Source organism: Veillonella sp. CHU594, from assembly GCF_003992265.1.
In the GTDB taxonomy this organism is placed as follows: Bacteria; Bacillota; Negativicutes; order Veillonellales; family Veillonellaceae; genus F0422.
Map to the genome: position 1 here is coordinate 64,537 of NZ_RQVB01000002.1, position 14,261 is coordinate 78,797.

Consider the following 14,261-nt stretch of genomic DNA (forward strand, 5'->3'; position numbering starts at 1 on the left):
TCCTATACAGTTTCTACTACCACGTCATAAGCGAAACCTTGTGATACTTTTACAGTCACAATATCGCCTTCAGAAAGTCCTGTTACATCTTCTACATACATGTTACCATCTACATCTGGAGCCTGCATTTGCAAACGTCCACGAGCCAAAAATTTTCCCGGCTCTACTTCATCGATAGCTTCAATTAGGCCTTGATGAATCGTTCCCTCTAGATCACGATTATGTTCCTCTGAAACTTGTGCTTGAATAGCCATTAATGTATGGTATCGTTCTTCTTTCACTTCTTCAGGAATTTGGTCATCCATCAGACCTGCTGGTGTACCATCCTCTTGAGAGTACGTAAATACACCCATGTGATCAAATCGAATATCTTTGACAAAATCTGCCAATTCTTGGAATTGTTCTTCTGTTTCTCCAGGGAAGCCTACAATAAGGGATGTGCGCAATGTAATATGCTCGCTGCGATTGCGGATTTTATGCAACAAGGCTACAATATTTTCTCGCGTATCCTTACGGTTCATACGTTGTAACACAGTATTATTAATATGTTGTAGCGGCATATCTATATACTTGCACACCTTTGGTTCTGTCATGATTGTTTCTAGCAATTCATCAGAGAAGTGTTTTGGATACAAGTACAACATGCGAATCCATTCGATACCTTCAATCTTCGCCAATCGTTTCAATAACTCTGAAAGCAGCGGTGTACCATTATTTAAATCTGCGCCATAGTAGGTCGTATCTTGAGCGATTAACACAACTTCTTTCACACCTGCTTCTGCAAGCTGCTGTACTTCTCGTTCAATAGACTCCATAGATCGACTGCGATAGGCCCCACGTACTTTTGGAATGATACAGAACGTACATCCATTATTACATCCTTCAGAAATTTTTACATATGCACTGTAGTCCGGTGTTGTCATCATACGTGGCATGCCTTCATCATACATATTTGTCATACTATCCATGATACAAATACGTTGACCTTGTTGAATGGCCTCCACAGCTTCCATGATACGATTCCAAGACCCTGTTCCAATGAGGGCATCAATTTCTGGAATTTCAGTAAACAATTCCTCTTGGTATTGCTGACTTAAACAGCCCGCCACGATAAGACCTTTACAGTCTCCATATTGTTTATATTGACCAGCCTCTAATATAGTATTGATAGATTCTTCTTTTGCTTTCTCGATAAATGTGCATGTGTTAATAATAATAATTTCTGCTTTTTCTAACTCTTCTGTGATTTCATAGCCATTATCTTGTAAAGCTCCTAGCATCACCTCTGTATCCACCAAATTCTTGGCGCAACCTAAACTAATATAACCTAACAACTTACTCATGGTGTATCCTTTCTAAAACGCACTTGTCGTATCCATTCTTGTAATATCTTATCTTGCTCTTCTTTCACAATCCCTGCATTCCATAACACAAGATGATTGCCCTGTCGGTCTTTATGAGATTCCACCGTTTCTCTGGTTGGCAAATAATACCTATCCCCCTCTTTCAATACAGCTTGTACCCGTTCTGAAAGTAACCAACTCACAAACGCTTCACTTTCACCAACATTACTGGATCCTTTTAGAATCCCTACGCCCATCAAATCATAAGGAGTACCTTCCCTAGGATATAAAATCGTCAAAGGATATTTATGAATCTCATATAATTTGGCATCCGAATAATGTCCTACGCTGACCTGTACATCTCCAATAGCAGCCATGCGCACTGAAGATGGCAAGGCTTTTGCATACTGCACAATACGCGGTCGCAAACTATCAAAATAGGAGATGGCACCATCTAGTCCATAGATAGCACCAAAACTATTCAATAAAGTAGTGGCCGATGCATCGGCTACAAAATCAGTGACCGCTATACGCCATGGGCCCGTATAAGCTAAGGAAAACCAAGTGTTTACATATTTTCCCTGACTACTATAGAAGGTATCGTGTAAGGCTAAGACATAAGGATCATACCATATCCCTACCCATTGCTCATCCGGACCGTGGAATACTGTATCTACCGAATACGTTAAAGTAATTGGCAATCTACGAAAGGCTCCATGCTCAACCCCTTCACTGAGATTGGATTTTGTAGAAATCACAAGATCCCCTTGTTGCTCTGCTTCTGGCAAAGCTAACCGTGTACCCATTTGATTCTGCGGTATGGGAATAACATGTACTCTTACTTGTGCCTCTCTTTCATAGGCCTGTCCTATAGCCGTCATGACTTCAGGGTCCCCATCTGTATAGATAGTAATTTCTGCTCTTGTAGAAATCACACGTTGATCCACTTGATCTTGTTTCATATCATTAAGCCACAAGCCTACACTAAACATACCTACTACTACTAGTACATACACCATAAGCAATCGTAACCGTTTCATAGATTCACCTCCTTTACCTATTAGAGATACCTAACCAAAATTCCTTTTTTTCATACCTTTATTTTTTCGATTTCCTATACCAGTTTTAGAACCACTATTTGTATGTCGTTCCCCTTGCACAGATCCTTTTCCTCTACCTGTTGGTTTCACTCCACCCTTAACTGAAATTCTAGTCCTATCAGATTTTGGTGCATTCCGTTTTATACATCGCGGAGGAATTAAGCATAATGGTCCAAAACCGATTAAATCTCTGCGATTTGCTTTGATTAAGGCTTCTTTTACTAATTCATAATTATCTTCTCGTTTATATTGCATCAAGGCTCGTTGCATAGCTTTATCTCTGCCTTTTTTAGCCACATATACAGGCTCACCTGTAAGGGGATTGATTCCTGTGTAATACATGGCGGTCGATAAGCTACCTGGAGTAGGAATAAAATCTTGCACCTGTTCTGGAGTCATATTTTGATCTCGCAAAAATTCTGCCAATTCAATAGCATCTTCTAATGTACAGCCTGGATGAGAACTCATAAAATAAGGCACCAAAAATTGTTGTTTACCTAATTTACGATTCGCCTCATCAAACCAAGATTTAAATTTTAAGAAGTAACTTTTATTGGCTTTCCCCATGATGGTCGTTACATGCTCGGATACATGTTCAGGGGCAACTTTTAATTGACCACTCACGTGATGTTCGCACAATTCTCGAACGAAGTCTTTGTTATTATCGTCCAATACATAGTCATATCGGAGCCCCGATCGAACAAACACTTTTTTTACGCCTTTTACATTACGTACTTTTCGCAAAATGCTCACATAGTCATCATGATTCGTATTTAACTGAGGACATGCTTTGGGCGCAGCACATGTTTTCCCCTTACAAGCGCCTACTTTCAACTGTTTATCGCAAGCAACATGACGGAAATTTGCCGTAGGACCTCCTACATCATGAATGTATCCTTTAAATCCATCCATAGTTGTCATACGGTGAGCCTCATCTAAGATCGACTGATGACTACGATTTTGAATAATTCGCCCTTGATGGCTTGTAATAGCACAGAAAGAACAACTACCAAAACAACCACGATGGCTAGTAATACTGAACTGTACTTCTGCTAAGGCAGGTACTCCACCAGCCGCATCATACATAGGATGCCATTTTCTCATATAGGGTAAACTATAGACATGATCCATTTCTTCCTGTGTTAATGGTAAGGCTGGACTATTCTGTACTATATACCGATTACCATGCCCTTGCGCCACTGTTTTCCCATAGTATGGATCTTGCTCATCAAATTGCATTTTAAAGGCTTTAGCAAAGATTTCTTTGTCTGCTGATATAGCTTCGTAAGATGGGCATTCAATAGCATTCTCTGGCACGGTGTTGGCAACATAACAAATCCCTTTGATGGCAGGTAATCGTTTTTGTAATTGGTCTTTATCTAAGGCTTCGGCGATTTCACGAATTTGCTTTTCTCCCATACCATAGATAAGGACATCTGCCTTACTATCCATCAAAATAGAGCGGCGCACTGTATCGGACCAATAATCATAATGGGCAAATCGTCGCAAACTGGCTTCAATGCCGCCAATAACAACAGGAACCCCTTTAAAAGCCTCTCGCATACGATTCGCATACACCACCGTAGCTCGGTCTGGGCGTCGCCCAGATTCACCACCTGGAGAATACCCATCATCACGGCGATGTTTCTTGGCTGCTGTAAATTTATTGAGCATACTGTCTAAATTACCTGCTGTCACTAAGGATGCCAATCGAGGCTTTCCCAAAACCTTAAAGGCATTCACATCGTTCCAGTCTGGCTGAGCTATGATACCGACTCGATATCCATAGGACTCTAATAATCTACCAATTACAGTAGGCGCGAAGGAAGGATGATCCACATAGGCATCTCCGCTGATAATGACAAAATCAAGTTCAGCCCACCCTCGTTCGTCCATTTCTGCTTTTGTAGTAATTAAATATTGTTCTTTCATTGTATTCCTTATACTGTATTACACGAAAAATAGCCAACCTAAAAATAGAATAATCAGCAGCAAAATACCACCTACTACAAATCGTTCTATCATCATCGTTTTTTGTCGCTTTGCCTTGCGACTTTCATAGGTTAACCGTTGTTTCGGCGCCTCAATCAATTCCTGTTCTCGAAAGGCATCAGCCTTCTCTTGTTCTTTTGATACCATTCTGCGTTTGGGAATCGTCAAGGATTCACCCATTCTATTTTTAAAAGTATCCACCAATCGACGGCTATCTAAGCCCAGTAGTTCACTATAATTTTTAATGAACCCTTTGGTGTACACACTACCTGGAATACGACTAAACTCATCATGCTCCAAGGCATGTAGGTAAGCTACTTTTATATGTAATACATCTTCAATTTGTTCTAATGTTAAACCGCGTCGTTGACGCTCACGTCTAAGTTCTTCGCCAATCGATGCCATAGAACCTCCTATACATATAGGTGCCATCTACATAACGCAAATGGCACACTACTCTAATCTACTGTAAAATTTGGGAAATATAGTTCTCTAATTTGATCTTCTCCCATTAAAATATCGCGACCTTTACTACTATTCGTAGGAGGACCAATAATTTTCATATCTTGCATGGTATCAATTAAACGACCGGCTCTAGAAAAACCAACTCGCAATCTACGTTGCAAAATAGAGGCTGACGCACTACGTTGTTCTAGTACAATTTGTACAGCTCGTTCCAACAATTCATCTTGTTCCTCATCACTGCCAACGGCATCAGAACTTTCAGCACCTTTATCTGTTTCTGCCATCATCACTTCATCATATTCTGGCTGACCTTGTCCTTTGACAAAAGCAATCAATTCTTCCACTTCTTCATCAGAAATGAAGGCCCCTTGAATACGAATTGGTTTATTCGCTCCTATAGGATTAAATAACATATCGCCACGACCTAATAGGCGTTCTGCTCCTGCTTGGTCCAGAATGGTGCGAGAATCAATTTGAGTAGCCACTGTGAAAGCAATACGACTCGGTACATTGGCTTTAATTTTACCTGTAATCACATCCACCGATGGACGTTGCGTTGCCAATACCATATGAATCCCTGCGGCACGTGCTTTTGCGGCTAATCGGTCAATGGATTCTTCCACATCTGGATTAGTCATCATCAAATCAGCTAACTCATCGATAATAATTAAAATGAGAGGCATCGATTTGGTTGGATTTTGCTTATTATAGCTAGCCACATTACGCACGCCTGCTGTGGCTAATGTCATATAGCGGGCATCCATTTCACGAACTGCCCATCGTAATACAGCAGCTGCTTTATTCATATCTGTTACCACTGGCAACATCAAGTGTGGAATACCGTTATACACGGATAACTCTACCATTTTAGGGTCCACCAAAATCAGTTTCACTTCATCTGGCTTACGACTAAATAAGATGCTAGAGATCAATGTATTGACACAAACAGATTTACCAGACCCCGTGGATCCAGCCACCAATAGATGTGGCATTTTAGCCAAGTCCGTAATAACCGGCATGTCTGCAATATCTTTACCAAGTCCTACCGGAATACCACCACTCGCTTGTTGGAACTCTTCACAGTCCAATACATCTCGTAAATGAACAGCAGACACATTTTTATTAGGAATTTCAATGCCTACTGCAGACTTTCCTGGTATAGGTGCTTCCATACGAATATCAACGGCTGCCAAGCTCATTTTTAAATCATCTTGTAAACCCATAATTCGGCTTACTTTTGTCCCTTTCGCAGGTTCTAATTCATAACGTGTTACCGTTGGACCTTGGGTGGCATTCACCACTTTTGCTGTAATACCAAAATTATCTAATGTTTCTTCTAGTAAGACTGCATTATGAGCCACTTCTTCACTGGTCACAGGATTGGATTTTCCCTGTGAAAGCATCGTCAACGGAGGATATTGATAAGGCTTTTCTATCGTCCTAGGACGCGCCACACCATCCGTGTTCACAGCTACTGCTGCAGTATCTTCTTTCGTAGTTTCAATGGTTGGTACTTCTACCAAGGATCCTACATAATTAGTAGTTTGCAAAAATGATGGAGGTTTTATAGGTTCTAAATTTATAGACTCTTCTGGTACATAAGAGTCTTCGTCCACATCTGTGGTCTCCCTATCTTCCCATATATCCTGTAAAGAAGCATCGTCTGTGATAGGTTCCTCTGCTCGATCTACCACTGGAGAATCCTCTAGTGCCTGCACCATAGAAGTACTAGTCACTATCTCATCTTCAAGTAGTTCTGGCTCTGGAATATGGTTATGTGTAGTATCATCTTCTTCCATTTCAGTAAAATCTGCTTCCATCTGTGTATTGGAAGCGATTACTTCTTCCTCTGGTGTGGGGTTTACCGTTTCTTCTAGGTTTGATACCTGTGTTCTCTGAACTTCCTCAATCGCTTTTTCAGTAGATTCAGCACCAGTTTTTTCGGTAATTACATCAACATCAGATTCCAATTCTATATCAAACATATCCTCTTCTATTTTAGGATACCTAGTGTCTTTTTCACGATCATAGGCCTTACGACGTTCTTCACGCCATTCATGTACTTGTTCACGAATGGCACTAGCTGTTTCTGTTGCTTTTTCTTGCGCTATTTCGAGCCCCACACTAGCCTTATCCTTCGCTTTATGCAAGCCTTCACGGAGAGATAATTTTGTAATCCCCAATACACAAGCAAGGCCAAGAATGGATGTCACTAAAATGCCACCAATATTCCCTAATAAATTTCTTAAAAAAACTCCTAACAAACCACCTAGTACACCGCCATTATTTGCTAATGTTGTGGTTCCTAATTCATCTCCATTATCGACATTCCACAGTACCAGTTGCGCTAATACAACAAGTAATAACGCTGTATATAGCAATCCTTTTCTTGTAATTGATGCCAATGACCCTTTATAAAGCCAGCACCAACCATTGTATAGAACCCATATAGCTACAACCCAACCACCTAGGCCAAAACCATAAGAGAAAATACCACTGATAATACTTCCTAAGGCCCCCAGTTCAATACCGGCCATACCTACAAGTGCTAATATAGCAAAACACATGAGAAGTAAGCCTTTTACCTCAGTGCGAATCCCCTTAGGCTGCGATTTAGTTCCCCTAGTGCTACCTCGTTTATCTTCTTTAAGAGGCGTAGAACGTTTCGATTGTATCTTTTGTCCCCTTCTTGGGGCCTTACCTTTCTTTTCCTCTACCATCTTCCACTCCAAAACTCTGTTTCTATCATATACCTTAGCACTTTATTATACCATTTTCACCTATGAAAGTATATCGAATATTCTCAAAGCTGAGCCTTCTCACAAGAAAATAACCTTATCCTTTACGTGCTTTCCAAGCTTTCACAAGTTCCTCTTCACAACCACGTTCTAAAGGGGTATAGAATGTCTCACCTACTAAGGTGTCTGGTAAATACTGTTGCTCCACATAACCATTAGGATAATCCTGTGCATAGCGATAGCCAACTCCATGTCCTAATTGTTTAGCACCTCCATAATGAGCATCTCGTAAATGCTTCGGCACCTCACCTTGCTCTTTATGGCGCACCGCATGGATAGCTGCATCAATTCCTAGGTAGGCACTATTACTCTTAGGTGCTAAAGCTACATATACAGCAGCCTCTGATAATATAATGCGCGCCTCTGGTAGGCCCACCATATGGGATGCTTGGGCCGCTGCATTTGCCACTACCAAGGCTTGTGGATCTGCCAGTCCTACATCTTCTGCCGCACAAATAACGATGCGTCTAGCAATAAATACAGGATCCTCTCCTGCCTCAATCATACGAGCTAAATAATATAGCACCGCATCTGGATCAGAGCCACGCATACTTTTAATGAAAGCAGAAATTACATCATAGTGATTATTCCCCTTCTTATCATACCGATACACTCGTCGACCTAGTACTTTTTCTATAATTTCTACGGTAATTTCTCCACCAGATCGAACCATAGCCCCCACTTGCTCCAGAATATTTAAAGCCATACGGGCATCTCCATCTACAAAGCGGCCTATATCCTCTAATAGATCGTCTGTCACAATCAGCGCTTTCTTACCTAGACCATACTCTTCATCTGTTAAAGCACGACGTAAGATAGCCACTAATGCCGTAGCATCTAATCGCTCTAGAGTAAGCAAGCGCAATCGAGATAAAAGAGGTCGATTCACTTCAAAGAAAGGATTCTCTGTGGTAGCACCAATTAAAATGATTTGACCACTTTCCACTGAAGGCAACAATACATCTTGCTGACTTTTATTGAAGCGATGAATTTCATCTAAGAATAAAATTGTCCTCTGATGCAAAGATGTACGAATACGCATCGCTTCTTCAATAGTACTTCGAAGTTCACCAATCCCCACATTGGTCGCATTAAGCATAACAAAACGACTACTAGTTAGCTCCGAAATAATTTTGGCTAACGTAGTCTTACCTGTCCCAGATGGCCCATATAGCAATAAGGAGGGTACCTTATCTTCTTCAATCATAGAGCGAAGAAATGTTCCAGGCCCTACTACTTGTTCTTGTCCAAAGAAATGGTCCAATGAACGTGGTCGCATGCGGACCGCCAAGGGTTCAAATGGATCTACTGGTTCCATATTCTCAAACAAATTCATCCTTACACCTCCCTATATTTACCATCATATATTGATAACTACTACCGTGCATGCAGTAGTACATACATATATATATTTATACATAGTTGATGCCCGAGCTTCCTTCTTAGTAGCCTTATTGAACAATTCCTGTATAGTTTACAAAATCACGTTGAGCAACAAACTTGTAGAAACCTGATGTTACAACAAATATTATCTGTACATTATTATACATGCATCCAGTTATATAGTCTATATGTTCTTATTAATGCAAAAAAAATAAACCACCATAAGGCGGTTATAAAGGCCCCACTATGCCGTATCCATACCGTGTTTTGATCCTGCAAGGGCAGGTGGGTTTCCTCCTTGTAAGATTACAGTCCTCGTAGAGGCAGAGCGCCCTTACAAGAGTGAGAATCCCTAAGTTAAAATGTTGGCTCAAAACTGCGATATAACACGCACATAGCAGGAATTTCTTTACTCATAGTATAGCAGAAAGGAACGGTCATTTCAAGAAGAAATACACCGTCCCTTTCCTTAAAAGTATATCAATTTTCTATTGGACAAATTCGATTATACTAATTTTTCTTTTGCCACATCTGTTTTGATATGTAATTCACGCAATTGTTTTGGTGCTACCTCAGATGGAGCTTGGCTCATCAAATCAGATGCACTTTGTGTTTTAGGGAATGCAATCACGTCTCGGATGGATTGACGTTTCGCCATCAACATCACCAAACGGTCTAAACCGAAAGCACAACCACCATGTGGAGGAGCACCGTATTCAAAGGCATCTAACATAAAGCCAAATTTAGAACGACTTTCTTCTGTGCTTAAGCCGATCGCATTGAATACTTTTTCTTGTACATCAGATTGATAAATACGGATGGAACCACCACCGATTTCCACACCATTCAATACCATGTCGTAAGCGATGGCTTTTACAGCACCTGGATCTGTGGCTAACAAGTCCATATCCTCTTCACGTGGAGATGTGAACGGATGATGCATTGCCACAAAGCGTTTATCTTCCTCGTCGTATTCAAACATAGGGAAATCAGTTACCCATAAGAAGGCCAATTTGTTTTCATCAATTAAGCCACGGCGTTTACCCATTTCAAGACGTAATTCGCCAAGAGCTTTCGCAACTACAGCTGGTTTATCCGCAATCATCAATACCAAGTCACCTGGCTCTGCGTTCATTTTTGCACCAATGTTACGAACAGTATCTTCACCTAAGAATTTCATAATTTGAGATTTGATCGTGCCATCTTCATTGAAACAAGCCCAAGCTAAACCTTTGGCACCATAGATACCTACGAAGTTTGTCAAATCATCTAATTCACGACGTGGAATACCTGCATAACCTTTTACAACGATACCTTTTACTTGACCGCCATTGTCGATAACGGAGCGGAATACTTTGAACTCTGTATCTTGCACACAGTCAGTTACATCTGTAAACTTCATATCAAAACGGATATCCGGTTTATCAGAACCATATTGATTCATCGCATCATCCCAAGTCATGCGAGGCATTGGTAATGGAATTTCCACATCTTGTGCCGCTTTAAATACATGGGCAATCATTTGCTCTTGCATGTTCAAGATTTGCTCTTGGTTCATGAAGCTCATTTCGATGTCCAATTGTGTAAATTCAGGTTGACGGTCTGCACGTAAATCTTCATCACGGAAACAACGAGCAATTTGGAAATATCTTTCATAGCCAGCAACCATCAAAATTTGTTTGAAAATTTGTGGAGATTGTGGCAATGCATAAAATGTACCAGGATTTACACGAGATGGAACTAAGTAGTCACGAGCTCCTTCTGGTGTACTTTTTGTCAACATTGGTGTTTCAATTTCCAAGAAACCATTGTTGTCAAAGAAATCGCGCATCGCTTTTGTCACTTTATGACGCAAGATCAAGTTTGCTTGCATTTCTGGACGGCGAAGATCTAAATAGCGATATTTTAAACGAATATTTTCATCTACATCGATATTGTCTTGAATATAGAATGGAGGTGTTTTCGCTGCATTCAATACACGTAACTCTTCACAGTACATTTCATATTTACCAGTTGGTAAATTAGGATTCACAGCCGCTGCATCACGTTCTGTAATTGTACCGCGCACGCACAATACATATTCATTACGCACATCTTCTGCTTTATGGAAGGACTCCATATTATGATCAGGAGATGCCACGATTTGCACAACCCCAGAGCGGTCACGTAAATCAATAAAAATCAATCCACCATGATCACGACGGCGCTCTACCCAACCGCAAAGAACCACTTCTGTTCCTACTTGTTCTGCACCGATAGTTCCACAATGATGTGTACGGTGTAAACCTTTCATAGTTTCCATTCTAATTTCCTTTCACTAACTCAGTTATACGGTTTGTAATCTCAGCTAAGGATACTGTTTCTTGTTCAGATGTATCCATATATTTTAAGATGACCTTACCTTCAGCTAATTCATTATCACCAATTATAATAACATATTTTGCATTAATTTTGTTAGCATACTTCATTTGGCTCTTCATAGATTTACCAGAACCTTCCATTTCTGCTTTTACATAGGCATTACGCAAGGTATTTGTAATTCTGAAAGCCTCTTTTTGTGCCATTTCTCCTAATGCCACTACGAAGACGGAATCTTCTTGTGTTGGTTCTGGTAATAAGCCTTGTTTTTCTAGAGCCAACAATAACCGTTCCATACCCATCGCAAAGCCTACCGCAGGTGTATGTGGTCCATCTAGTTCTTCTACTAGACCATCATAACGACCACCACCAGCAACAGCACTTTGAGACCCCAATGGAGTGTACTGTACTTCAAAAGCAGTTTTCGTGTAATAGTCTAACCCACGAACCAAGCGTGGATTTAAACTGAATTTCTCGCCAGCTGCTGTTAAGTATTCTTTCACATGATGGAAATGATCTTGACACTCTTCACATAAATTATCACTTAACTCCGGAACACCTACTGCCAATTGTTGGCACTTTTCTTCTTTACAATCAAGGATACGCAATGGATTCTTGTATAAGCGGCTTTGACACAGTTCACATAGTTCTTCTTTTTTTGGTTCAAAGAAAGCAATTAGTTTCTCTCTATACGCAGGACGACACGTTGGACAACCTACAGAGTTTACTTCTACATTCAAATCTTTTAAACCTAGGTCACGCAATAATTGCAACACCAAAGAGATACATTCCGCATCAGCACTTGGAGCTTGTGTACCCAATAATTCTACCCCAAATTGATGGAATTGACGATAGCGACCAGCTTGCGGCTTATCGTGACGGAACATAGGGCCAATATAGAACCACTTTGTAATCGATTCTTGTCCATAAATTTTATTTTCTAAATAAGCCCGTACTGCAGATGCCGTTCCTTCTGGACGCAATGTATAGGATTGATCTTTTTTATCTCCTGTAGGAAAGGAATACATTTCTTTTTGTACGATATCTGTAGTTTCCCCAATACCGCGTAAAAATAAGCCTGTTTCTTCAAACATAGGCGTACGAACTTCTTCAAATCCATAGGTCTTACATAATCGACGAATGGTATTTTCAATATAGTACCAATTTCCAAGAACACTCGGCAATAAATCTTGTGTCCCTCTTGGTTTTTGAATAGCCACTAGCTGTCCCTCCAATGTTCATTACTTAGTAAATCGCGTTTCTCTAATAGTCGTTGTATATCTTGAATATACGTATCTACATCTTTCGGCATGTATTGTTTTTGTTGCCTAAAATCAGCACCATCTATCCATTTAGAGACACTACCTGGTCCTATGGAAAGTATGGACTGACGTTCTTCTATCATTTGTATATTATAAATGCTTTCATAGTTTGGCAAGGTGTAGCCAATGTTCTCCATTTGCCCCACCATGTATTGTTGACGATACATATAGTATGGTATATATCCTAATTGCAATAATGCTTCATGGGTTTCATCTAACATAGTTTGGACCATATCCTCAGAAGGAATCTCTTTGGCAAAGCTACTCCCATATAAAGGACTACCTTTTTTCAACGCTAATGTATGGACAGTTACATTATGAGGACGTAACTGCTCAATGTATTGCACATTCTCTTCCATATTTTTTACTGTTTGACGTGGTAATCCTGCAATAAAATCCATATTGATAGAACAATTTGTGTGACTCTCCACATACTCATAGATAGATAAAAATTCTGCAACGCTATGACCACGGCCAATGATACGCAACAAATCATCCTGCATCGTTTGGGGGTTCAAGCTAATCCTAGTAACACCCGCATCTACAATAGATTGAACCTTATTAGCATTCAATGAGTCAGGACGCCCCGCTTCTACAGTAAATTCACGGCCCTTTGGAATCACATCTCCCAATGCATGCACAATATGGTGAAAGTCTCCATCTCCTAAACTTGTTGGAGTTCCTCCACCCATGTATAACGATTGTACCTCTAAACTATGTGTTTTAACAAGTCTTTTCATATGTTCTATATCACGATGATAGACATCCACAAAGTCTTGTACCTTTCCATAGTTTTGAATCAGTCCATACGGAAAGGAACAATAGGTACAATGAGTTTCACAGAAAGGAATACCACTATACAAACTAATCTCCTTAGGAGATTGTTGTACATGTGCTACATACGGGCGTTCCAGTACTGCCACCTGCTCTAATAATTTCCACTTCACATGGCTAATACTATGGGTACTTTCCAGTTCTTGCCGAACCTTCTCTAAATCACCTAAGGAGTCCCATAGTTTATGGGTCAACTTTGTAGGCCGTACGCCTACTAAAGTGCCCCATAAACTAGTCCTCACACCCATTATACGTCTAAGCTCTGATAAGACTTCTCTGCCTATCAGTTTCCGACCTTCCACAGTATCTTTTCCAGAAATAGACCATATATGAAGATAGTCTGCATATAACTCTGATGGTCTCTGTATACCAGTCTCCAATAGCTCTTCTTGTACTCTAGTATGGCAAAACAACTGTACTACCAACTGTGTACCATCAGTTTCTGCCTCTAGTTCACTGGTAATATCACCAGATTGTACTAACACACTCGGAGCAGACTCATTTTGCCTATACTCGTTAAGAAATGGATCTTGTATATAAGAACCAACGCTAGATTTTCTAATATCCGATACATATATAATAAAGTCAGGGTTGTCTTTCGATGAAAACAATCCCACTGCACCACATTGATGAGCTATGACAGAACCTAACTCCATAGGTCCTTCA

Annotated in this window: 9 protein-coding genes and 1 other RNA gene; all 10 read right to left on the reverse strand. The window is 40.3% G+C overall.

All coding sequences use genetic code 11. The annotated features are described in order from the left end of the window. Positions 1-2: 2 nt before the first annotated feature. The 10 genes from rimO to hemZ all read right to left on the reverse strand — a co-directional run bounded on the left by rimO (position 3) and on the right by hemZ (position 14,251). Entirely contained in the window at positions 3-1,343 is a 1,341-nt protein-coding gene (gene rimO / locus EO111_RS00810; RefSeq protein WP_127010213.1) for a 30S ribosomal protein S12 methylthiotransferase RimO, read from the reverse strand. Next, on the reverse strand, positions 1,340-2,383 hold the full coding sequence (locus EO111_RS00815; protein WP_127010214.1) for an ABC transporter substrate-binding protein: 1,044 nt from the start codon (positions 2,381-2,383) through the stop codon (positions 1,340-1,342). Before EO111_RS00815 ends, rimO begins: the two co-directional genes overlap by 4 nt. A gap of 30 nt (positions 2,384-2,413) precedes the next feature. After that, a complete protein-coding gene (locus EO111_RS00820; protein ID WP_127010215.1) occupies positions 2,414-4,375 on the reverse strand; it encodes a YgiQ family radical SAM protein in 1,962 nt (653 codons plus the stop codon). Positions 4,376-4,393: 18 nt separating this feature from the next. Then, positions 4,394-4,840 (reverse strand): helix-turn-helix transcriptional regulator, encoded by a 447-nt coding sequence (locus tag EO111_RS00825; protein WP_062400958.1) that lies wholly within the window; start codon positions 4,838-4,840, stop codon positions 4,394-4,396. Between the two features lie 53 nt (positions 4,841-4,893). Then, positions 4,894-7,620: a DNA translocase FtsK gene (locus tag EO111_RS00830; RefSeq protein WP_127010216.1), complete on the reverse strand. Its 2,727-nt coding sequence runs from the start codon at positions 7,618-7,620 to the stop codon at positions 4,894-4,896. A 115-nt stretch (positions 7,621-7,735) separates the two neighbouring features. Then, the gene (locus EO111_RS00835) at positions 7,736-9,034 is read right to left on the reverse strand and encodes a replication-associated recombination protein A (protein ID WP_127010217.1); all 1,299 of its coding nucleotides are present in this window, start codon (positions 9,032-9,034) and stop codon (positions 7,736-7,738) included. 281 nt (positions 9,035-9,315) lie between these two features. After that, positions 9,316-9,488: non-coding RNA, 6S RNA (ssrS, locus tag EO111_RS00840), on the reverse strand. 98 nt (positions 9,489-9,586) lie between these two features. Continuing rightward, on the reverse strand, positions 9,587-11,383 hold the full coding sequence (aspS, locus tag EO111_RS00845) for an aspartate--tRNA ligase (RefSeq protein WP_127010218.1): 1,797 nt from the start codon (positions 11,381-11,383) through the stop codon (positions 9,587-9,589). A 1-nt stretch (position 11,384) separates the two neighbouring features. Further along, positions 11,385-12,659, reverse strand: coding sequence for a histidine--tRNA ligase (hisS, locus tag EO111_RS00850; RefSeq protein ID WP_009352959.1), 1,275 nt, complete (start codon positions 12,657-12,659; stop codon positions 11,385-11,387). Continuing rightward, complete coding sequence (gene hemZ, locus EO111_RS00855; protein WP_127010334.1) at positions 12,659-14,251, reverse strand: coproporphyrinogen dehydrogenase HemZ; 1,593 nt, start codon at positions 14,249-14,251, stop codon at positions 12,659-12,661. Before hemZ ends, hisS begins: the two co-directional genes overlap by 1 nt. Positions 14,252-14,261: the final 10 nt, after the last annotated feature.

Excerpts from the sequence above, each read along its gene's own strand:
- EO111_RS00835 (WP_127010217.1), bottom strand. The coding sequence starts at position 9,034 with ATGAATTTGTTTGAGAATATGGAACCAGTAGATCCATTTGAACCCTTG.
- EO111_RS00825 (WP_062400958.1), bottom strand. The coding sequence starts at position 4,840 with ATGGCATCGATTGGCGAAGAACTTAGACGTGAGCGTCAACGACGCGGT.
- EO111_RS00820 (WP_127010215.1), bottom strand. The coding sequence starts at position 4,375 with ATGAAAGAACAATATTTAATTACTACAAAAGCAGAAATGGACGAACGA.
- EO111_RS00830 (WP_127010216.1), bottom strand. The coding sequence starts at position 7,620 with ATGGTAGAGGAAAAGAAAGGTAAGGCCCCAAGAAGGGGACAAAAGATA.
- hemZ (WP_127010334.1), bottom strand. The coding sequence starts at position 14,251 with ATGGAGTTAGGTTCTGTCATAGCTCATCAATGTGGTGCAGTGGGATTG.
- aspS (WP_127010218.1), bottom strand. The coding sequence starts at position 11,383 with ATGGAAACTATGAAAGGTTTACACCGTACACATCATTGTGGAACTATC.
- EO111_RS00815 (WP_127010214.1), bottom strand. The coding sequence starts at position 2,383 with ATGAAACGGTTACGATTGCTTATGGTGTATGTACTAGTAGTAGTAGGT.
- rimO (WP_127010213.1), bottom strand. The coding sequence starts at position 1,343 with ATGAGTAAGTTGTTAGGTTATATTAGTTTAGGTTGCGCCAAGAATTTG.